Source organism: Burkholderia semiarida, from assembly GCF_029268935.1.
GTDB lineage: Bacteria > Pseudomonadota > Gammaproteobacteria > Burkholderiales > Burkholderiaceae > Burkholderia > Burkholderia semiarida.
This window is the reverse complement of the sequence record NZ_JAHLCL010000008.1, coordinates 110,361-131,598: the sequence shown is the minus strand read 5'-3', so window position 1 is coordinate 131,598 and position 21,238 is coordinate 110,361. Positions and strand designations below refer to the sequence as shown.

Annotated in this window: 21 protein-coding genes; 3 read left to right on the top strand and 18 right to left on the bottom strand. The window is 68.3% G+C overall.

Going from position 1 to position 21,238, the window contains the following annotated elements; all coding sequences use genetic code 11:
• The first annotated feature begins 171 nt into the window (after positions 1 to 171).
• Complete coding sequence (locus tag KPB06_RS23855; protein ID WP_104013036.1) at positions 172 to 786, top strand: LysE family translocator; 615 nt, start codon at positions 172 to 174, stop codon at positions 784 to 786.
• A gap of 265 nt (positions 787 to 1,051) precedes the next feature.
• Here the strand turns inward: KPB06_RS23855 and KPB06_RS23850 are convergent, their stop codons facing one another.
• From KPB06_RS23850 to KPB06_RS23790, 13 genes are all read right to left on the bottom strand, one after another.
• Positions 1,052 to 3,052, bottom strand: a complete 2,001-nt coding sequence (locus tag KPB06_RS23850) for a family 2A encapsulin nanocompartment cargo protein cysteine desulfurase (RefSeq protein ID WP_226232388.1) — start codon at positions 3,050 to 3,052, stop codon at positions 1,052 to 1,054.
• Entirely contained in the window at positions 3,027 to 3,959 is a 933-nt protein-coding gene (locus KPB06_RS23845) for a family 2A encapsulin nanocompartment shell protein (protein ID WP_006479760.1), read from the bottom strand. The genes KPB06_RS23850 and KPB06_RS23845 overlap by 26 nt, the downstream gene beginning before the upstream one ends.
• 137 nt (positions 3,960 to 4,096) lie before the next feature.
• Positions 4,097 to 4,318: a helix-turn-helix domain-containing protein gene (locus KPB06_RS23840; RefSeq protein ID WP_011356215.1), complete on the bottom strand. Its 222-nt coding sequence runs from the start codon at positions 4,316 to 4,318 to the stop codon at positions 4,097 to 4,099.
• Positions 4,315 to 5,265 carry a serine O-acetyltransferase EpsC gene (gene epsC, locus KPB06_RS23835; protein ID WP_059640414.1) on the bottom strand — a complete coding sequence of 317 codons (951 nt, stop codon included), beginning with the start codon at positions 5,263 to 5,265 and terminating at the stop codon, positions 4,315 to 4,317. Before epsC ends, KPB06_RS23840 begins: the two co-directional genes overlap by 4 nt.
• Positions 5,266 to 5,293: 28 nt before the next feature.
• Complete coding sequence (locus KPB06_RS23830; protein ID WP_104013039.1) at positions 5,294 to 5,764, bottom strand: rhodanese-like domain-containing protein; 471 nt, start codon at positions 5,762 to 5,764, stop codon at positions 5,294 to 5,296.
• Positions 5,765 to 6,136: 372 nt separating this feature from the next.
• On the bottom strand, positions 6,137 to 7,537 hold the full coding sequence (locus KPB06_RS23825; protein WP_104013040.1) for an amidase family protein: 1,401 nt from the start codon (positions 7,535 to 7,537) through the stop codon (positions 6,137 to 6,139).
• Between the two features lie 76 nt (positions 7,538 to 7,613).
• The gene (locus KPB06_RS23820) at positions 7,614 to 8,405 is read right to left on the bottom strand and encodes an alpha/beta fold hydrolase (RefSeq protein ID WP_059580317.1); all 792 of its coding nucleotides are present in this window, start codon (positions 8,403 to 8,405) and stop codon (positions 7,614 to 7,616) included.
• 84 nt (positions 8,406 to 8,489) lie between these two features.
• Positions 8,490 to 8,810: a DUF4148 domain-containing protein gene (locus KPB06_RS23815; protein ID WP_104013041.1), complete on the bottom strand. Its 321-nt coding sequence runs from the start codon at positions 8,808 to 8,810 to the stop codon at positions 8,490 to 8,492.
• A gap of 280 nt (positions 8,811 to 9,090) precedes the next feature.
• Positions 9,091 to 9,633, bottom strand: a complete 543-nt coding sequence (locus KPB06_RS23810; protein ID WP_059579916.1) for a cytochrome P460 family protein — start codon at positions 9,631 to 9,633, stop codon at positions 9,091 to 9,093.
• Positions 9,633 to 10,676, bottom strand: a complete 1,044-nt coding sequence (locus KPB06_RS23805) for an alpha/beta fold hydrolase (RefSeq protein ID WP_059640422.1) — start codon at positions 10,674 to 10,676, stop codon at positions 9,633 to 9,635. Before KPB06_RS23805 ends, KPB06_RS23810 begins: the two co-directional genes overlap by 1 nt.
• A gap of 254 nt (positions 10,677 to 10,930) precedes the next feature.
• Positions 10,931 to 12,310, bottom strand: a complete 1,380-nt coding sequence (locus KPB06_RS23800) for a tripartite tricarboxylate transporter permease (RefSeq protein WP_104013042.1) — start codon at positions 12,308 to 12,310, stop codon at positions 10,931 to 10,933.
• Entirely contained in the window at positions 12,310 to 12,807 is a 498-nt protein-coding gene (locus KPB06_RS23795; protein ID WP_104013043.1) for a hypothetical protein, read from the bottom strand. The genes KPB06_RS23800 and KPB06_RS23795 overlap by 1 nt, the downstream gene beginning before the upstream one ends.
• A gap of 87 nt (positions 12,808 to 12,894) precedes the next feature.
• Complete coding sequence (locus KPB06_RS23790; RefSeq protein ID WP_099317069.1) at positions 12,895 to 14,181, bottom strand: hydroxymethylglutaryl-CoA reductase, degradative; 1,287 nt, start codon at positions 14,179 to 14,181, stop codon at positions 12,895 to 12,897.
• Between the two features lie 164 nt (positions 14,182 to 14,345).
• Between KPB06_RS23790 and KPB06_RS23785 the strand changes: the two genes are divergently transcribed.
• Complete coding sequence (locus KPB06_RS23785) at positions 14,346 to 15,731, top strand: aminotransferase-like domain-containing protein (protein ID WP_275905994.1); 1,386 nt, start codon at positions 14,346 to 14,348, stop codon at positions 15,729 to 15,731.
• Positions 15,732 to 15,784: 53 nt separating this feature from the next.
• Here the strand turns inward: KPB06_RS23785 and KPB06_RS23780 are convergent, their stop codons facing one another.
• Both KPB06_RS23780 and KPB06_RS23775 read right to left on the bottom strand, forming a co-directional pair.
• Positions 15,785 to 17,062: an epoxide hydrolase family protein gene (locus tag KPB06_RS23780; RefSeq protein WP_059579901.1), complete on the bottom strand. Its 1,278-nt coding sequence runs from the start codon at positions 17,060 to 17,062 to the stop codon at positions 15,785 to 15,787.
• Between the two features lie 204 nt (positions 17,063 to 17,266).
• Complete coding sequence (locus KPB06_RS23775; protein WP_059580315.1) at positions 17,267 to 17,971, bottom strand: SDR family oxidoreductase; 705 nt, start codon at positions 17,969 to 17,971, stop codon at positions 17,267 to 17,269.
• A 134-nt stretch (positions 17,972 to 18,105) separates the two neighbouring features.
• On the opposite strand from KPB06_RS23775, the gene gcvA reads away from it, so the two are divergent.
• A complete protein-coding gene (gene gcvA / locus KPB06_RS23770) occupies positions 18,106 to 18,996 on the top strand; it encodes a transcriptional regulator GcvA (RefSeq protein WP_059579899.1) in 891 nt (296 codons plus the stop codon).
• Positions 18,997 to 19,021: 25 nt separating this feature from the next.
• Here gcvA and KPB06_RS23765 read toward each other — a convergent pair whose 3' ends face one another.
• From KPB06_RS23765 to KPB06_RS23755, 3 genes are all read right to left on the bottom strand, one after another.
• Positions 19,022 to 19,609, bottom strand: coding sequence for a pyridoxamine 5'-phosphate oxidase family protein (locus KPB06_RS23765; RefSeq protein WP_059579896.1), 588 nt, complete (start codon positions 19,607 to 19,609; stop codon positions 19,022 to 19,024).
• Between the two features lie 94 nt (positions 19,610 to 19,703).
• Positions 19,704 to 19,895, bottom strand: a complete 192-nt coding sequence (locus KPB06_RS23760; protein ID WP_059579893.1) for a hypothetical protein — start codon at positions 19,893 to 19,895, stop codon at positions 19,704 to 19,706.
• 12 nt (positions 19,896 to 19,907) lie between these two features.
• Entirely contained in the window at positions 19,908 to 21,107 is a 1,200-nt protein-coding gene (locus KPB06_RS23755; RefSeq protein WP_059579892.1) for an aminotransferase-like domain-containing protein, read from the bottom strand.
• Positions 21,108 to 21,238: the final 131 nt, after the last annotated feature.

Genomic DNA, 21,238 nt, shown 5'->3' with positions numbered 1-21,238 from the left:
GCGCGCCGGTTTGTCGGCGTGCGCGCGGTTGGGCAGAATCCTGCAACAACGCGTGGCGACGGAAGTCGTCACGCGTTGTTTGCTTTGGCGCCACGGAATGCCGGGTTCGACGAAGCCGCCTGCCGCGCTCGGGTAAGATCAAGATCCGTTCCGCCACGCCGCTTCCACCCCATGTCACCCATCGCCAACACCCTGCTGCCGCTCGCCGGCGTCCTGCTGCTGAGCGTCGCCAGCCCGGGCCCGAACTTCGTGATCGTCACCTCCACCGCGGTCGCGTCGCGTCGCGCCGGCGTGATGACGGGGCTCGGCCTGGCCGCGGCGTCCGGCACCTGGGCCGCGATCGCGATCGGCGGGTTGAGCCTGCTCGTCACGCACGTCGCATGGGTTCACACCGCACTGCGGCTGGCGGGCGCCGCGTACCTGATCTGGCTCGGCCTGAAGATGATCGCGACCGCGCGCAAGCCGCTGCCCGTTTCCGCGCCGGCCGCGATGTCCGACTGGCACGCGGCGAGAAAGGGCTACGTCGTCAGCATGACGAACCCGAAATCCGTCGCGTTCTACGGCAGCATCTTCGCGCTGATGGTGCCGGCCCACGCGCCGGCGTGGCTCGATCTGTCGGTCGTCGCGCTGTCGGTCGCGATCTCGGCCGCATGGTATTGCACGATGGCGCTGCTCGCGTCGCACCCGTCGGTGCGCCGGCTGCTGGTCCAGCGCAAGGCCGTGCTCGATACGGCGGCCGGGCTGTTGCTGATAGGGGTCGGCGGGCGGATGCTGGCCGGACGTTGATTCGCTGCATATTTGTCCGTTTCGAATGCTCGCCGTTCACCTGCCGTACCGCGCCGGCGCGCATTCCCGCGCACGCCTGAACACGAGGTCGATACGGTCATCGCGCATCGCAACGCGTGCGTTCGATCACGTGCGTGCTGCGCGACGGGTTCAACGTCGAGAAGAAGCCGGTCGTGCGCTTCTGACCGGGTAGCATGAAAACGCTTGCGGCGGCCCGCGAAGGCCGCCGCAAGTGGACAACATCGGCGCAACGAGAACGACGACGTCAACGTCGCGCCGCCAGTCTCCTGACGACACTCACCAGCGCATCGACTTCGTCGCACGTGTTGTAGAACGCGAGCGACGGCCGCACCGTGGCCTCGAGCCCGAAACGCCGCAGGATCGGTTGCGCGCAGTGGTGCCCCGAGCGCACCGCGATGCCCTCTTCGTTCAGCGCCTGCCCGACTTCCTCGGTTTCATAGCCCTTCAGCACGAACGACAGCACGCTCGCCTTGTCGCGCGCGGTGCCGACGAGCCGCACGCCCGGCACCGGCGCGAGCACGCTCGTCGCATACGCGAGCAGATCGTGCTCGTAGCGCGCGATGTTCTCGATGCCGACGCGGTTCACGTAATCGAGCGCGGCACCCAGCCCCACCGCATCCGCGATGTTGCCGGTACCGGCTTCGAAGCGGTTCGGCGGCGGCTGGAACACCGTGCGCTCGAACGTCACGTCCGCGATCATGTTGCCGCCGCCCTGCCACGGCGGCATGTCGTCGAGGATCGCGCGCTTGCCGTACACGACGCCGATCCCGGTCGGCCCGTAGATCTTGTGCCCGGAGAACACGAAGAAATCCGCATCGAGCGCCTGCACGTCCACCCGCATGTGCGAGATCGACTGCGCGCCGTCGACCAGCGCCTTCGCGCCCGCGCGATGCGCGAGCTCGACGATCTCCTTCACCGGCACGACCGTGCCGAGCGCGTTCGACACCTGCGTGACGGACACGATCTTCGTGCGATCGTTGAGCAGCTTCCGGTATTCGTCGAGCAGTACCTGCCCCGAATCGTCGACCGGAATCACGCGCAGCTTCGCGCCTTTCTGCGCGGCAAGCTGCTGCCACGGCACGATGTTCGCGTGATGCTCGAGATGCGACACGACGATCTCGTCGCCTTCGCCGACGTTCTGCACGCCCCACGTCTTCGCGATCAGGTTGATCGCCTCGGTCGTGCCGCGCACGAACACGATCTCGTCGGGCGACGATGCGCCGATGAAGCGCTGCACCGTTTCCCGCGCATGCTCGTACGCATCCGTCGCGCGGCCGGCCAGTGCGTGGGCCGCGCGGTGGATGTTCGAGTTCTCGTGTGCGTAGAAGTACGCGAGGCGGTCGATCACGGCCTGCGGCTTGTGCGTCGTCGCCGCGTTGTCGAACCAGACGAGCTGCTTGCCGTTCACGCGCTCCTGAAGGATCGGGAAATCGCGGCGGATCGCGTTCACGTCGAACGGCGGGTGGGCGCCGCGATACGGCTGGCCCTGCGGCTCGGCCGCCTGCGCGTCGTCGATGAAGTAGCGCGGCACGTCGGCCCCCGACCCACGCGACACCGGCACGTCGCGACGCACGGCGAGCAGTTCGCGCAGCGCGTCGTCGCCCGGCAACCCGAACGCTTCCGGCGACGCGAGGCCGTTCGACGGCACGACGATGTCCTGCGGCGTCGCCTGCCAGCCCTGCAGCGAACCGTCGGTGAAGTAGTACGGCGACGCCTTCGTCGCGCCTTCCGGTGCGGCCGCGTTCACCTGCGGCACGCCGAGCGCCGCGCCGCCGACCCGCGGTTCGAGCGCGGGCGCGATCGACACGGCGTTGTCGGGCAGCCCGTTCTGCGCGGCCGCATGCGGCGCGAGCGCGGGGGCGCGGTTGCCGAGCGACAGCACATGCGTCGGTGCGGACGGCGCGAGGTTCGCGCCCGGTACCTTGCCTTGCGGCAGCGCGAGCCCCGGCACGCCGGTGCCCGCTCCGCCCGGGCCTGCAAGCGGAGAGCCGCCCGGCACCGGGTTGCTGACCGACGCGAGGATCGGCGCCGCCGCCGGCAATGCCGACGGCACGCCGCCGACCGCGCCGCTGCCCGCCGACAGCCCGGGCGCGGTGGCCTGCCCGGGCGGCGTCGCGAAGAACTCGGACGCGAGCCGCGCGAGCGTCGCCGGATCGGGCAACCCGGCCGGCAGCGGCGCGTGCGGCAACGCGTGCGCGTCGCCGGCGGCCACGCCGGGATTAACGATAGGTGTCGGGATAGTCATGGAACTTGGCGATTTCGACGTCATCGAGGACAGCCAGCGCATCCGGCGAATGGACCGCGAGCGAGCAATACAGCGAGATCAGGTACGACGCGATCGCCTGGTTGTTGATCCCCATGAAGCGCACCGACAGGCCCGGCCCCTGCTCGCCCGCGACGCCCGGCTGATACAGGCCGACGACGCCCTGACGCTTGTCGCCGACGCGCAGCAGCAGGATCTTGGTCTTGCCGTCCGCGACCGGCACCTTGTCCGACGGGATCAGGGGAATGCCGCGCCACGTGAGGAACTGCGAGCCGAACAGGCTGACCGTCGGCGGCGGCACGCCGCGCCGCGTGCATTCGCGGCCGAACGCGGCGATCGCGAGCGGGTGCGTGAGGAAGAACGCCGGCTCCTTCCACACCTTCGTCAGCAGCTCGTCGAGATCGTCCGGCGTCGGCGCGCCCGTCAGCGGGAAGATCCGCTGTTCGTCGGTCACGTTCGCGAGCAGCCCGTAATCGGGATTGTTGATCAGCTGGCTTTCCTGCAGCTCCTTGATCGTCTCGATCGTCAGGCGCAGCTGTTCCTTGATCTGGTCGTGAGGACTGCTGTAAAGATCGGAGATCCGCGTATGCACGTCGAGCACCGTGCTCACCGCGTTCAGGAAGTATTCGCGCGGCTGTTCCTCGTACGGCACGAAGGTCTGCGGCAGCACGCTTTCGTCCTCGAGCTGCGTGCACGCGGCGCGCACGGCTTCCGGGTTCTTCACCTGGTTCAGCCGATAGATGCCGGCCTCGACCGGCACCCATTGCAGCAGATGGGTCAGCCAGCGCGGCGTGATCGTGGAAAGCTGGGGGACGGTCTTGGTAGCGTTCGCTAGTTGGCGGGCGGCGTGATCGCTCAGCGCGGCCGTGCCGCTTGCAACGGTCGACATGTGTGGCTCCGGGTTCTTAAGATGAAAAACGGGATTGCTTATGACGCTCGGTGATTATCGGAAGCACACCCGTGCCGGCTCAACATGCTATAGCCGTCAGGGGCGTGCAACCGAAGGGGAAACGATGCGGCGCGAGCTCAGGTGACGTACGCGCCCGGCAGCAGCGTCGAGATCGACACGTCGAAAGCGCGCGCGATCTTGTCGGCCGTGACGATCGACGCGATCGCCTCGCCACGCTCGATCTCGCCGACGTACGAGCGGTTCAGCCCCGCATGCTCGGCCAGTTGCTCCTGCGACCACGTGCGCGCTTCGCGCAGCTTGCGCACGTTGGCGCCGAAGTGATGGATGAGGTCGCTCATCGCGCCTCCCAGGCGACGCGCGCCGCCGTGCGCGGCGCGGCGTTCGCTTCGCTGCGCAGCACGGCCTGCGTGACGTTTTCGCCGGGCGGCACGTCCTGCGTGAGCCACACGTTGCCGCCGATCACCGCGCCGCGCCCGATCGTCACGCGGCCGAGAATCGTTGCGCCCGCATAGATCACCACGTCGTCCTCGACGATCGGATGGCGGGCCAGCCCTTTCTCCAGATGGCCGGCCGCATCGCGCGGGAAGCGCTTCGCGCCGAGCGTGACGGCCTGGTACACGCGCACGCGCTCGCCGATGATCGCCGTCTCGCCGATCACGACGCCCGTGCCGTGATCGATGAAGAAGCCCGCGCCGATGCGCGCGCCCGGATGAATGTCGATGCCCGTTTCCGCATGCGCCTGCTCGGCGATGATCCGCGCGAGCAGCGGCAGGCCGAGCCCGTACAGCTCGTGTGCGAGCCGGTGGTGGATCATCGCGAGGATGCCCGGGTAGCACAGCAGCACCTCGTCGACGCTGCCGGCCGCCGGATCGCCGTGGAAGGCGGCCAGCACGTCGCTGTCGAGCAGCCGGCGAATCTCCGGCAGGCGCGCGGCGAATGCCTGCACGGCCTTCGACGCGACTTCGTCGAGGTTGTCGAGCGGCCCGTCGGCATTGCGCTGACGCGCCGCGTAGCGCAATTCGAGCGTCACTTGAGTGAGCAGCGCATTCAGCGCCGCGTCGAGCGCGTGGGCCACGTGAAGGTTCTCGCTTTCCTGCCGCAGGTCGGGCGGCCCGAGCCGCATCGGGAACAGCACGCCCTTCAGCGCGCCGACGATCTGCGCGAGTGCCTCGCGCGCCGGCAAATCGCGCCCGCCCGGTTCAAGCGAGCGCCGCTGCTTTTCGCGCCATGCGCGGCGCACCGTCTGCAGCGATTGAACGATGTCGTCGATGTCGAACGCGGCCATGCTGCTTTCTCCCCGTAACGGCCGTGAATCAATCCTGCGCCCAGGGCAGGCCGCGAAAGCGCCAGCCGTTGCGGCCGCCGCGATGCTGCCGGTCGTCGAGGTCGCCCTCGAAGCCTTCGAGCACGTTGAATACCTGCGTGAAACCGCCCTTCGTGGCAGCCTCGGCCGCCTGCGCCGAGCGGTTGCCGCTGCGGCACAGCAACAGCACGACCGCATCCTTGCCGGTCTTTGCTTCCAGCTCGCGCACGAAGCGCGGGTTGCGCGTCAGGCTCGTGCCGGTCGCCCACGGCACGTGCAGCGACTCCGGCACGTAACCGACGAATTTCCGTTCCTCGGCCGTGCGCACGTCCACCAGCAATGCATCGCCCGCCGCGAACAGCGCCCACGCGGCTTGCGGCGCGACGCCGCCCGCGTAGGGCGTGCCGGCCGCCACGGCTGCCGCGCGCGCGTCTTCGAGCGCCTGCTGCGCAGCGGTTCGTTCTTGCAGTTCAACCGTCATGACACTTCCTCGTTCTCGCAGATTCGTATGAACAAAAACACCGGGAATGCGGCCGTCGCAGCTTGCGTGCTGTCTATAGCCGTCAGCGCCACTATGCGAGTGCGGTCCGGGAAGCAGAACCAATAAAAATTCATTTCCTAATCAGCGCCGCGGGGAATGCAATAGCGGACGCGCGCTATCGGCGCGCGGTCGATCGCGGGCTGGAAATGGAGGGCGATGGCCGTTCGATGTCGTGCATCGAAGGGGGTGAAAAGAAAGGAGGGGGACGATCGACGCGCATTTCGCGCGTCGTCATGGAATCCGAAATGACACGGGCCACGCGATGCACCGACGAAGCCGCCGAGCCTCGCCGATGCGCGCGCCGTCGACACATCACGCCACCGGATCGACCGGCGCAACCGGCGCGCCACGCGCCTCGATATCGCGCCCGGCAAGCAGACACAGATCCTCGCGATGATGCGTGGCCACCACCTGCACGCCCACCGGCACGCCGTTCACGAGCGACGTCGTGACGGCCAGCCCCGGCAGCCCCATCGCGGGCAGCGCGCGCAACGTGAGCTGCGCTTCCCACACGCGCTCGAACCCGTCCGGCCCTTGCCGGTCGAGATCGTCCGGAAACGGCAGTTCCGCGGAAACAGGCAGCAGCAACACCGCATATTCATCGAGAAACAGCCGCCACTGCCGCGTCAGCGTCGTGCGTCGAACCAGTGCGCGACTGATCACGTCGGCCGGCAGGTCGCGCACCTTGCCGCGCACGGCGGCGATCACCGCGGCCGCGCCCGGATCGCCGTCTTGCTCGACCGCGTTCGCCAGCGCGTCGAACCCGTCGCCCAGCCACAGCTGCTCCTGCAGCAGCGCCGCCTCGCGCATCGGCGGCGTATCGTCGATCTCGTCGACGGTCCAGCCTGCATCGACGAGCCGACGCGCGGCATCGCGCAACGCGGCCTCGACTTCGGGCACGACCTCGAGGCCACGCGGACGCACGCACAACGCCGCGCGCTTCGGCACCGCGCGCCCGTCGAACGGCACCGCGACGTGCCACGGATCGCGCGCGTCCGGTGCGGAGAACGCCCGCAGCGCGAGCGACAGATCGTCGATCGTGCGCGCGATCGGCCCAGCCGTCGACATCAGTTGCGCGCCGATCGCCCGCTCGGGCGACGATGCATTGAACGCCGGCACGCGGCCGAGCGACGGCCGGATGCCGTGTACGCCGCACGCATAGGCCGGGTAACGCACCGAGCCGCCGATGTCGGTGCCGACCGCGAGCGGGCCGATCCCGGCCGCGACGGCCGCCGCCGCGCCGCCGCTCGATCCGCCCGGCGTCAGCGACGGATTACGCGGATTGCGCGTGCGGCCATGCACGAGATTCGACGTGAACCAGCGCAACGCGAACGTCGGCGAATTGGTGCGGCCGAGCAGCACCCCGCCGGCCTTGCGGATGTTCGCGACCACCGGGCTGTCGGCTTGCGCGATCAGGCTCTCCTGCAAGCGCGTACCGTTGGTCGTCGCGAAGCCGGCCTGGTCGACGTTGATCTTCACGGTGACGGGTACGCCCGCGAGCGGCCCCGGATCGTCGCCGCGCGCGATCGCGCGATCGACTTCGTCGGCCTGCCGCCGCACGTCGTCGGGGCGATGCTCGACCACCGCGTTGATCGCTGGATTCACGGCGTCCAGCCGGTCGAGCACGGATTCCGCCACGTCGCGCGCGGACACTTCACGCTGCCGCACGCGCTTCGCGAGTTCGGTTGCCGACAGTTGCCAGAGTTGCGTCATCACTTCTCCTGGTGGAAAGACATCGCCATCACTCAAGGCGCCGCGCATCCTCACGAAGGCGCGGCGCCGCATTCGCTCACTGCGTATCGTGCTTCGTGCGCTCGGCGGCGGCGATGATCGCATCGGCCACGGCTTTCGGCTGGCTCAGCATCGCGACATGGCTGCCGTTCACGCGCGCGACCGTCGCGCCGATCCGCTTCGCCATCGCTTCCTGCAGCTTCGGATCGATCATCCGGTCCTGCGTCGCGACGACGAACGTCGACGGCTTCGCATGCCACGCGGCCTGCGTGACCTTCTCCGAGATGCAGCCACCGTACCACGGCCCTTGCGTCGCCGCGACGATGCGCTGCTGCGCGGGCGGCAGATCCGGCGCGAAATCCTGCGCGATCGCCTTGTCCGACAGCCGCGCGAAACCACCCGCGTCCTTGCGCAACTCGCCCGCCCACGACGGCGCCGGCAGCCCTTGCGTGACGTCGGCGATCGACTGGCCGTTGTCGGGCGCGAACGCCGCGACGTACACGAGCGACTTCACCTTGTCGTCGTTGCCCGCGTCGCTGATCACGACGCCGGCCCACGAATGGCCGACCAGCACGACCGGCCCTTTCTGTTCGTCGATCGTGCGTTTCGTCGCGGCCGCATCGTCGGCGAGCGAACTCAGCGGATTCTGCACCGACACCACGTGCAGCCCGCGCGCCTCGAGCAGCGGAATCACGCGGTTCCAGCTCGACCCGTCGGCGAACGCGCCGTGCACGAGCACGACGTTGGTGCCCTTCAGGTCTTCCTTCGGTGCGGCCTGCGCCGCGACCGCACCGAACAGTCCGCCGACTACCGCGGCGGATACCAGAACGCGTTTCATCAAACCGGCCATCGTCATGCTCCTTTCTTCTTCGTGTTGTTCAAGTGAAGTGCTTCAGTGCGCGCCACACCTCCGTGAGGCAGGCGCGGCGACCGATCACGAATGCGCGTACAGGTCGTTGGCGGCGTCGCGATGGCCGGCCGACGTCGACGCATCGGCCACGTTGTCGCCTTGCGACTTCGACGGGCCGTTCTGGTCCGAGCGTGCGACCTGCTGCGCGGCGGCGACGGCTTGTTCCGCGGCCGCGATATCGTCCGGGTAGTGCGCTTCGCTGCCGGCCGGGTTGTAGCCGGCCTGCTCGAGGCGGATGAGGTCGGCGCGCACTTCGGCACGCGTGAGGCCGTGGCCCGTATCGGCGAACGACAGGGCCGGAGCGATGGCGAGGACGGCAACGGCGAGGATTCGAGCGGCTTTCATGAGAGTTCTCCTTGAAGGAAGTTGGGGTGTCGATCACTTGGCATTCGGCGTGAACGTCTGGCGCTGAACGCTTGCTGCATGTCGACAGTAGAACCCGCGCACGTATCCGGCATGTTTCCGAAACCGGGGCGTTCTGCATGCCAGTTTTTCAGGAACGACCGCAGATACAGTGCGATACAAACGCGCGTGATCCGTTTCGCCCCCCCGCCGCGCACCGCATGAAAAAAAAGCGTGCCTCGCAAGGCACGCCTTTCCATCCACTTCACGCCGCCGTGTCACGTCACGGCGCGAGCCGCGTGAACACGTAATCGTGATTCTTCACGCGCGCCTGGTGACACGCAAAGCACGTCTGATGCTGGCCGATGTCGGCGGGCACGCCGTTGATGAAGCGTCCGAAGCCCCAGCCGCCCGTCGATGCATAGCGGCGCGAGTCCTTCACCATCACCTGCACGGTCGTCGCCTGCCCGGGCACCGTCGCCGGCGGAAACTCGTCGGACTGCTTGCGCTTGTACGCGAGCTTCACGAGGATCGTGCCATCCGGAAACGGCAGCGTCGCCTTTTCGAGCGCGCGGATCGCGACCGGATTGCCGAGCACCACGCGCAACTCGTCGAGCGGCGCGGCTTCCTCTGCCGGCGCAACCATTTCCCATTTGCGATAGCCGGGCGGAATCGTCACGCCGTAGATCGGCGACGCGGCCGCGGCCGGCTTCGGCTGTTCCGCGAACGCGGCCGGCCCGCTCGCCGACCACGCACCGGCCAGCAGCACGCCCGCGGCGACCACCCGGCGCGCACCGCGCCGCCACACTCCCACGCGCGCCCGCATCACAGATGCTCCACTTGCAGGATCGCATCGGCGAATGCCTGCGGTGCTTCCTGCGGCAGGTTGTGGCCGATGCCGCCGGTGATCGTCCGGTGCTGGTACTTGCCGGTGAACTTCTTCGCGTACGCGGCCGGCTCCGGATGCGGCGCGCCGTTCGCGTCGCCTTCCATCGTGATCGTCGGCACGGCGATCGCGGGGCCTGCCGCGAGACGCCGCTCGATGTCGTCGTATTGCGCTTCGCCCTTCGCGAGCCCGAGGCGCCAGCGATAGTTGTGGATCACGACGGCCACGTGGTCGGGATTCTGGAACGACGCGGCCGTGCGCGCAAACGTTTCGTCGGAGAACTGCCACTTCGGCGACGCGAGCTGCCAGATCAGCTTGTTGAACGCATCGCGGTTCTGCGCGTAGCCGAGTTCGCCGCGCTCCGTCGTGAAATAGAACTGGTACCACCACTGCAGCTCGGCCTTCGGCGGCAGCGGCTTGGCGTTCGCCGCCTGGCTGCCGATCAGGTAACCGCTCACCGACACCAGCGCCTTCACGCGCTGCGGCCACAGCGCCGCGATGACGTCGGCCGTGCGCGCGCCCCAGTCGTAGCCGCCGAACACCGCGCGGTCGATCTTCAGTGCATCCATCAGCGCGACGATGTCGACGGCCGTGACGGCCTGCTGGCCGTTGCGCACCGTGTCGGCCGAGCGGAACGTCGTCGAGCCGTAGCCGCGCAGGTACGGCACGATCACGCGATAGCCGGCCGCGACGAGCAGCGGCGCGACTTCGGCATAGCTGTAGATGTCGTACGGCCAGCCGTGCAGCAGGAACACGGCCGGGCCGTTCTTCGGGCCGAGATCCGCATACCCGACGTTGAGCACGCCCGCGTCGATCTGGTGGATCGTGCCCAGCGACGCGGCGCCGGCCGCACGCTTGCCGGCCGATGCGTCGGGCGCGGACTGCGCATGCGCAAGCGCGCTGAAGCCGAGGTCGGCCAGGCTGAGGCTCGCCAGCGTCGAGCCCAGGATCAGGCGGCGGCGGGTGTTCACGTTATCGGACATGACTGGTTCTCCATTGTCGATCGCTAAGGAAGGGGCCCGCGGCACGTGCGGGCAATCCGGTATCGTCGTTCGCAGCGGCGGCGCATCGCACCGCGCCGTCGTGTGAATCGCTTCACCGGTTTTATATCCGAACGGACCGGGCGCTTTGTATCCCAACGTATCTGTGTGCGAACACGACAAAAAGCGATTCAAAAATCGTCGGAAAAGCGACGTTTCGCCGCGATGGCCGGGCATCCGCGACCGGCGCCGGTGCGTCAGAACAGTTTGGCGATCGCGGGCACGCTGAGCACCGCGACGTAATAGCCCATGAACTGCACGCCCGTGTTGAACGCGAACAGGCGCGACAGCATTCCGCCGAACAGGCCGATCGTCACGATCACGGCGAGCCCGAGCAGTTGCCCTTCCCACACGCCGATCACGACGATCAGCCCCGCGAAGGTCGCGATGATCGCTTCATGGCTCAGCTTGCGCGCGACGAACGACGCCGCGCGGTGCGCGTGGTGCATCGCGAGCGGATACGCGATCAGCGCGGCCAGCACGATCGACAGCAGCCCGTAGCCGAGGAACGCCGGCCAGCTCATCAGCGTATGCAGGTTGTGGATCTGCCCGCTCGCCGCATCGACCGTGAAGCGCGGCGGCGCATTGAACAGCGGCGCCGCGGGGCCGGCCGCCACCGGGCTCAGCGGCAGCCCGAACGCGATCAGCGGAATCAGCGCTTCGGCGATGTAGGTCGCCTCGGTCACGCCGTTGCGCGCGGCGATCACGGTCGTCAGGCGCTGGTACGCATGACGCACGCGCGCACCGACGATCTCGCCCATCAGCACCGTCATCGCGACCGGGCTGAACACGAACGTCGCGCTCGACACGGCGGCCGTGCCGACCGTCCATGCGACCTGCTTGCGGTCGAGCACCTTCAGCGGATTCGGGAAGTAGCCGCGCCAGCTTTTCACGTCGGGCGCGAGCACGAACGTCGACGGCCCGTCGCGACGCATGCGCCGCCGCTCGGCAGGCGACAGGATCGAGAACAGGTCGGCCACCAGCGGCCCGATCGCGATCCCGAGGAAGTAGCTGACGCTCAGCTTCACGCCGTAACGACCGGTGAGCGCCTGCAAGCCGACCACCAGCATCACGAACGGCACGAGCAGCAGTACCGACGCCCATCGCCCGGCGGAGAAATACGCGATGCCGACGGCCGCCGCGAGGAACACCCACGGCGCCGCCTTCGCGATCGCCGCGCCGAACGGCGCGAGCAGCGACGCGAACAGCACCGCGAGCGGCAGTGCGACGAACGCCGCGACGATCGCGCCGGAGATCATCTTGCGCAGCGCGATGTGCGGCACGCCGAGCGCGCGCAGCAGCGTCGCCTGTTGCAGCAGCGGCGCGGCCATCGTGTCGCCGGGAATACCGAGCAGCGCGGTCGGGATCGCGTGCGTGATGTGCTTGGCCACCGCGCCCGCGAGGAAGAACGTGAACACGCCGGCCGGCGGCACGCCGAGCAGCGCGACGAGCAACGTGAGCGGCGCGATCGTCGTCGTTTCGTCGGTGCCGGAGATCAGGCCGATGGCGGAGAACACGATCGCGCCCAGCAGCCCCATCGCGAACGCGGCCGGCAATGCATGCAGCAGCGCGTCCATCAGCGGCCTCCCGCGCGGGCGCGCCCGGTGGAGGCGTCGTACGACGCGAACAGGTCGAGCAACCCGAGTTCCTCCATCTCGGCGCGCGCGGCGGGCGACAGGTCGTTCGTCGAGCCGAGCCCGCCCGATGCTTCGGCGAGTTGCCGCAATGCGTCGTCGCGCTCGGCGCCGCCCGCCGCATGTTCGATCACCGTGCGCTTCGGCTTGAACAGCCGCGCGCAGATCGCACCGGCCAGCAGGCAGCCGCCCAGGCCGATCAGCATCGCGTAAGCGCGTGCGATCGCCGCGTCGTGCACGAACGATGCGAGCGCGATGCGGCCGACCTCGAACGCGCCGAGGCTGATCGCGATGCCGAGCAGCACCGACCACGCAAGATGCTTCGTCGCCACCGTATCGCCCCATACCTCGACGAGCGTCGTGGCCGCCGCATCGGCGCCGGCCAACGGCCGGGCGCGATGCGGCGCGGGTGCGACGGCGCTTGAACCGGTCTGTTCCATGTGTCTCCTCCTGGTTTGATATGTCGCCGGCCATGCCGGCGCGGCGCGCAGCGCGCCGCCTGTATCGCGCGGCGTGCAGCGCGCGGGTCAGCCGCCGCTGCGGCCCGCGAGCAACGCGACGGCGAAATCGGTACGCACGTCCTTCGCCGCGACCATCTGCTGCGCGATCCGGTCGATGTCGGCCCCCGTCGCACCGGCCGCGACGGCGATGTTGCGCGCATGCAGCGCCATGTGTCCGCGCTGGATCCCTTCGGTCGCGAGCGCGCGCAGCGCACCGAGATTCTGCGCAAGCCCGACCGCGACCGCAATTTCGCCGAGCTCCTGCGCCGACGTCACGTTCATGATCTTCAATGCAAGGCGCGCGAGCGGATGCGTCTTCGTCGCGCCGCCGACGAGCCCGACCGGCATCGGCATCTCGATCGTGCCGACGAGGTCGCCGTTGGCGGCCTTCTCCCACGTCGTCAGCGACGTATAGCGGCCGCTGCGGCTCGCGTACGCATGCGCGCCGGCCTCGACCGCGCGCCAGTCGTTGCCGGTCGCGACCACCACCGGATCGATGCCGTTCATGATGCCCTTGTTGTGGGTCGCCGCGCGGTACGGATCGGTCGCCGCGAACACGTATGCGTCGATCACGCGGTCGATCACGTCCTCGCCGGCGTAATCGTCGGTCGCGAGCGTCGCCGCCGAGTACCGTACCTGCGCGCGCGCCAACCGCAAATCGGCGAGGTTGGACAGTATCCGCAACCGTACCTGGCCGCCGGTAATCGCCTCGATGCGGGTCGCGACGGTTTCGGCCATCGTGTTCACCGTGTTCGCGCCCATCGCGTCGCGCACGTCGACGATCAGGTGCGCGACGATCATCGCGCCGCGCGGCGTGTCGGGGAACACATGAACCTCGATGTCGCGACAGCCGCCGCCGAGGCCGACCAGCACCTTGTCGCGGCTGTTCGCGAGGGCGATCAGTTCGGCCGCGTGCCGCAGGATCGCGAGCCGCGCGCCGTACGGATCGCCGACGCCGATCACCTGCACCTGCGCACGCATCAGCGGGCCGCTGCTGGACGTGCGGAAGCCGCCGGCCGCGCGGGAGAGCTTCGCCATATACGATGCGGCCGCAACGATCGACGGCTCCTCGACGGCCATCGGCACGATCACGTCGCGATCGTTGATCCGGAAGTAGCCGGCCACCGCCATCGGCAGTTCGAACGTGCCGATCACGTTCTCGATCATCCCGTTCGCGGTCTCGAGCGGCAGCGCGCCCGGTTTCGCGAGCAGCGCGTGCTCGGCGTCGTCGAGCCCGACGATGCGGGACAGGTGGGACAGGCGTTGCTCGGGCGTGAGCGAGCGGAAGTTCGGCAAGGCGGAATCGATCGGCATGATGGGTCGGCTGTTTCGGGGTGGCGGTGTAGCCCGTCGGCGCTTGCGGCAGGCAGCGGATAGCCGAATAATAGTCACGCTGTACCCATTGAAAAGGTACAGACGGCGCAGACAGTCATCCACCCGTACCCATGACAGCGGGCCGGCCCCGACGGAACATTCCGATGAAACAGCGTGCGAAAGCCAGCCTGTCTGGCGCAATGGCGGACAATCTGGCCAGACAGATAGAAGAAGGGGTGTTGCCGGCCGGTGCGAAACTGCCGTCGATCAGGGAATACGCCGAGGCGTCCGGCTGCTCGAAGAACACCGTGATCAGCGCGTTCGAGATGCTCGCGGCCGATGGCCTGATCGAGCCGCGCCGCGGCTCGGGCTTCTTCGTCACGCGGCGCGCGGCCGCCGTGCCCGACATCGACGAGCCGAGCTCGCTCGACCGCGCGATGGACATCGTGTGGCTGATGCGCGAGCAACTGCACGTGAAGCCCGACGTGCTCAATCTCGGCGAAGGCTTCCCGCCGATCGAGTGGCTCGAGGAAACGCGGCTGAACCAGTACCAGCAGCGCATCATGCGCACGAGCGCCGCGTCGCTGTTCCGCTACGGCAGCCGCTTCGGCTATCTGCCGCTGCGCCAGTCGCTGCAGCAGAAGCTCGCCGGCTACGAGATCGAGGCGCCGCCCGCGCAGATCGTGCTCACGCACGGCGCGAACCAGGCGATGGACCTCGTGCTGCGCTACTTCGTGCGTCCCGGCGATACCGTGCTCGTCGACGATCCCGGCTACTACCCGCTGTTCGGCAAGCTCAAGCTGAGCGGCGCGAACATCGTCGGCGTGCCGCGCGAGATCGACGGCCCCGACGTCGCGAAACTGGCCGAGCATGTCGCCGCGTACCGGCCGAAGCTGTTCTTCACGCAATCGGTCGGCCACAACCCGACCGCGACCGATACGAGCGCGGCCAAGGCACACCGCATTCTGCAGCTCGCCGACGCGCACGATCTGATCATCGTCGAGGACGATGCGCTCGCCGACCTGCGGCCGCGCTCGCTCACGCGCATCGCGACGCTCGACCAGCTGCGCCGCACCATCTATATCGGCAGTTTTTCGAAATCGGTGTCGGCGGCCCTGCGTGTCGGGTTTCTCGCGTGCAATGCGGCGCTTGCCAGCGATCTCGCCGACGTGAAGATGCTGACGCACGTCAGCAGCTCGGAATACTGCGAACGCACGCTCGACGCGATCGTCAGCGATGGCCATTTCCTCCGGCATACGATTCATCTTCAGGAGAAGTTGCGGCGCGCGACCGGTACCGCACTCGATGCGCTCGGCCGCCTCGGCGCGGAGGTCTATCGGCCCTGTGACCAGAGCCTGTATCTGTGGGCCGCGCTGCCCGGCTGGCCCGATTCGATGCAGCTCGCGCAGGCAATGCTCGAGCGTGGCGTGATTCTCGCGCCCGGTGCGGTGTTTTCGCCGCAGGCCGATCGTCCGTCGAAGTATTGCCGCTTCAACGTTGCGTATCTCGCGGACAAGCGGTTTGCGCAGGCCTTGCAGGCGGTTACCTGAAAACGAACACGGGCCGCGCCACCGCCTGGCCCGCATTCGTCGTGCAACCGCGCTTACACGCGCCGCAACGGCCGGAACCCGGCACGCACTTCACGCGCAAACAGTTCCGGCTCCTCCCATGCGGCGAAGTGCCCGCCCTTGTCGACTTCGTTGAAGTAGATCAGGTTGTGATAGCTGCGCTCCGCCCAACTGCGCGGCGCCTGGTAGATCTCGCCCGGAAACACCGTGATCGCGGCCGGCAGCGAGATATCCACCGCGTTGAAGTTGTTCGAGTGATCCTCCCAGTAGATCTGCGCGGCGGACGTCGCGGTGTTCGTCAGCCAGTACAGCGAAATATCGTCGAGAATCTCGTCGCGCGGAATCGAGCGTTCGGGCACGCCGCCGCTGTACGTCCACTGCGAGATCTTGTCGTACATCCACGCGGCCTGTCCGGACGGCGAATCGGCCAGCGCATAGCCGACCGTCTGCGGCCGCGTGACCATCATCGCCGAGTAGCCGCAGTTGTCGCGGTAGAACGTCGCGAGCTTCTCGTACGCGGCCTTCTCCTTCGGCGACAGCGACGCCGGCGCCGGCGCATCGACCTGGAGCAGCGTCGCGATGTCCGGCGGCACCGTCGCCGGCATGTTCACGTGAATCCCGACGAGGCCCTGCACGCGCTGCATCGCCATCCGGTGCGAAATCACCGAGCCGCAGTCGCCGCCCTGCGACACGAAGCGCGTATAGCCGAGCCGCGCCATCAGCTCGCCCCACGCGCGCGCGATGTGATCGGAACCCCAGCCGGTCTTCGTCGGACGGCCCGAGAAGCCGAAACCCGGCAACGACGGCACGACGACGTGAAACGCGTCGTCCGCGCTCGCGCCGTGCGCGGTCGGGTCGGTCAGCGGGCCGATCGCCTTCAGCAGCTCGAAGACCGAGCCGGGCCAGCCGTGCGTCATGATCATCGGCATCGCGTTCTCGTGCCGCGAGCGCACGTGGATGAAATGAATGTCGAGCCCGTCGATTTCCGTGATGAACATCGGGAAACCGTTCAGGCGCGCCTCGCCCTTGCGCCAGTCGTAGTCGGTGCCCCAGTAGCGCAGCAGCGCCTGCATGCGCGCGAGCCGCACGCCCTGCGATTCGTCGGCGACGGTTTCGCGGCCCGGCCAGCGCGTCGCGGCAATGCGGCGGCGCAGGTCGACCACGGCTTCATCGGGAATGTGCGCGGTGAACGGGCGTATGCCGCTCGCGCCGGTCGCGGCATGCAGCGCGGTGGGCAGCATCGCCGAGACCCCGGCGGCCACGGAAGTGGCCAGCAGGTGGCGACGCATCGGGGAAAACGGTGTGGAAGACATCGTTCGGCATCCTTTCGTGAAGTGGAAAGTGAAGATGCCGCGCGCGGGATCGCGCCCAGGCTTTCGATCCGGCGCGCCCTCGTCACGCGGCGTCGCCCATTTGAAAGGTCTGATGTATCCGGGATTTGTCTGATTTGTACGCGTTTGTAGCGGCTGCACCGCGAGCGGGCGGCCCGCGCCGCCGCTCGCTCGCCGCTGCGGCGCTCAGAGCGCCTTGACGATCGCGCCGTCGACGCGAATGTTCTGCCCGGTGATGTAGCCCGCACCGTCCGACAGCAGGAACGCGACCGTCTTCGCGATCTCGCCGGTCTTGCCGAAGCGGCCGGCCGGAATGCGCGCGACGATCTCCGGCGTTTCCGGCCAGCTGTCGATGAAGCCCGGCAGCACCGCGTTCATCCGGATGTTCTCGGCCGCATAGCGTTCCGCGTACAGGCGCGTCCATGCGCTCAGCGCCGCGCGCAGCGCCGATGACACCGGCATCGGTTGCTCGGGCGCGTCCGCCGCGAAGCTCGAGATGTTCACCACCGCGCCGCCGCCCTGCTTCTGGAAGATCGGCGTCACGCGGCGCATCACGCGCACCACGTTCAGCAGGATCAGGTCGAGCCCCGCATGCCAATTGTCGTCGGTGATCGCCAGCAGTTCGCCCTTCGGCGGATGGCCGGTATTGTTCACGACCGCGTCGATCCGCCCGTAGCGGGCGACCGTTTCCTGCACGAGCGTGTCGATATCGGCTTCGTCCGTCACCGAGCCCTTGATGCCGAACCCGCCCAGTTCCTCGCCGAGCGCCACCGCGCTGCCCGACGGCGACATCAGCGCGACGCGATAGCCCGTCGCCGCCAGTTCGCGCGCGATCGCCGCGCCCATGCCCTTGCCCGCCGCCGTGATCAACGCCACTTTTTCTACAGTCACGATGTGCTCCTTGCTCCGATTCCGCCGCCGCGCAGCCGCCATTCGGCGCGCCATGGTGGTAATGTAGGCGCATCGATTCCGGCTGTCGAACCAGTATTTCTGCCGCCAGCCGATAGTTTTTCTACAGTCTTACGATGCCGCCACGCCCTTCCCGCCTGCCGCCGCTGAATGCGCTTCGCGCGTTCGAAGTCTCGGCGCGACACCTCAATTTCCGCGCCGCCGCCGACGAGATCGGCGTCACGCAGGGCGCCGTCGCGCAGCAGGTGCGCCACCTCGAGGACGTGCTCGGCCTGAAGCTGTTCGAGCGTCTGCCGCGCGGTCTCGCGCTCACGCACGACGGCGCCGCTTATTTTTCCGACGTGCAGCGCGCGCTGCATGCGATCGCCGACGCCACCGACAAGCTCGTGAAACGGCGCGCCGCGCTGACGATCAGCACGACGCCGTCGTTCGCGTCGAAGTGGCTGATCCCGCGGCTCGCGCAGTTCACCGACGCGCATCCCGACTACGACGTGCGCGTGATCGCCGACCCGCAGATCGCGACGTTCCGCCACGACGGCGTCGATCTCGCGATTCGCTACGGCAAGCCACCGTTCGGCAAGCATCTCGTCACCCATGCGCTGTTCCCGCTCGACGTGTGCGCGGTGTGCAGCCCTTCGCTGCTGACCGCGCCGGCTTCGCCGCGCGCGCTTGCCGGCCAGGTGCTGCTGCACGACGCGCACGACCTGTGGCCCGAGTTCCTCGCGGCGATGCCCGAACCGGTCGACGTCGATCCGCACAAGGGGCTGCGCTTCAACCAGACGTCGCTCGCGATCGATGCGGCCGTCGCCGGCCAGGGCATCGCACTCGCGACCGAGCCGCTCGTCGAGCGCGACATCGCCGCCGGACGGCTGTGCAAGCCGTTCGACTTCGCGTTTCCGCTGTCGATGGGGTTCTATCTCGTGTATCCGGCCGAGCGCCGCGACGACGGTGCGATCGCGGTGATGCGCGAGTGGATGATTCAAGCCGCGTCGGACGGGCGGCCTTGAGCGGCTCGAGCGCGTTCGGCCCGCTTCAGGGCGCGATCCAGCGGGCTTCGTAGCGGTTTTCGTTCAGGTCGAATACCGCTCGGCGATGGCCGGCGCGCGCGAGTTCGAGCCAGTCGATGCGTGTGACCGTCATGTGGATCAGGCAGAAGTTTTCGTAGCCGTCGCCGGTTGGTGCGGTGCTGTCGACATGTGCGGCTTCCGGAGACGCGACCGGCGTGCCGGGCGGCAACGGTGCTCGATACAGCAGCAGCGTATGCGGGCGGCTCGATGCCCAGAGCGCGCGCCGTTGCGTTTCGTCATCGCAGACCGATGCAATTCCTTCCGCGCGAATCTGCACGAGCGCGTCGAGATCATTGGCGACGATCGAGATACGCGGATCGCGACGCAACTCCGCGACCTTCGCCGAGCGCGCATCGGTATGAAACGACAGCACGCGCCCGACGCGGTTCACCTGACGCAACACGATCGTCCGGACCTTCGGTGCGCCATCGAGACCGAGCGTCGCCGCCTGCAACATCGTGAACGGCGAGCGCTGAACGCTGACGCCGGATTCGAGGCAGGACCAGATGCGGTCGTACGTTTGCGCGAGCGATTCGGAGGTCGAGTCGGACATGGGGCGGCGGCGATCGTCGGTGTTTCGATCGCGCAAGCTTAACCGTTTGTTTCGGCGACGGCTCGCAGGTGATGCGTCGCCGTCGTTGTGCCGCTCAGTTGTAGCCGAGCACGACCGGCGCCGCATCGCCGGCATCGGTCGCCGGCTCCGCGCCGAAGCGGCCGAGCACGTCGGCCACATACTGCGGCCCGGCGCTGATCTGCGACGAGCGATGCTTCGCCGGCTGCTTGTCGCCGCCGCTCGCCGCTGCGCACGTCGACGCCGTTTCGTTGACGGTGATGATCATGCCGATGTCTCCTTACGCGGCCCGCGCCGCACCATACGCTCGCACGAGGCGCGCGACGCCTTCCCGGATCGCGTCGACGTCCGGCGCGGCGAACGACAGGCGCAGCGACGCCGCGTCGACGTTGTCCGCGAAGAACGCCTTGCCGGGGACGAACACGATCTTGTGCGCGATCGCCTGTTGCAGCAGCACGTCCGACGATACCGCACCGATTCGCGCCCACACGAACATCCCGCCTTCGGGACGATGGAACTCGATCGCATCGCCGAACCCGTCGCGCAGCGCGTCGCACATCGCGTCGCATTTGATCCGGTACGCGGCCGCGATGCGCGGCAGATGGCGTTCGAGCGCGCCGTCCGCCAAATATTCGGCGGCGGTGGCCTGCGTCCACGGTGCGCTGCACAGATCGACCGTCTGCTTCGCGATCACGCAGCGCCGCGCGATCTCGGCCGGCGCGATCGTCCAGCCCACGCGCAGCCCCGGCGCGACGATCTTCGACAGGCTCGCGAAATGCACGAGCCAGTCGCGTGCGCCGTCCACCTCGCCGGTGAGCGCGAGCATCGACGGCACCGGTTCGCCCGCGAAGCGCAGGTCGCCGTACGGGTCGTCCTCGACGATCAGGAAACGGTATTGCACCGCGAGACGCAGCAGCTTCAGCCGGCGTTCGCGCGTGAGCGTCGCGCCCGTCGGGTTCGCGAAGGTAGGGACCGTGTAGAGCAGCTTCGGCTGCGCGATCGCGCCGGACGCGAGTTGTTCGCCGAGACGATCGACGTCGAGGCCTTCGCCGTCGACGGGAATCGTCACGATGCGCGCCTGTTGCAAACGCATGGCTTGAAGCGTGGCCGGGTACGCCGGTTGTTCGGTCAGCACGACGTCGCCGGGCGACACCATCACGCGCAGCAGCAGGTCGAGGCCTTGCTGCGAACCGGTCGTGACGAGCAGTTCGGCCGGCGTGCATGCGACGCCGCGCCGCGCCATCAGCGCGATCAGTTGCTGCTTCAGTTCGGCGAGGCCGTCGGTCGGGCCGTATTGCAGGCAGCGGACGGGCTGGGCATACGCGCGTTCGGCGGCCGCGTTCAGGCCGGCGGCGTCGAACAGGTCGCTGGCCGGATAACCGCCCGCGAAGGAAATCATGCCCGGTTCGGACAGGTACTTGAACAACTCGCGGATCGGCGAGCCGGCAGGGTTTTGGAATGAGGGCGTGAACGCGTACATGTCGTCGTGAGCGGGTGGGCGCGGACGGCCGGGATAGCCGTCGAGTGCCGGCCGCCAGGGCGCTTCTGGCGCCGCGGCGGTGAATTCGAGCCACGATTGTCGACAGTCATTAAGGGCTCGGCAAACGATAT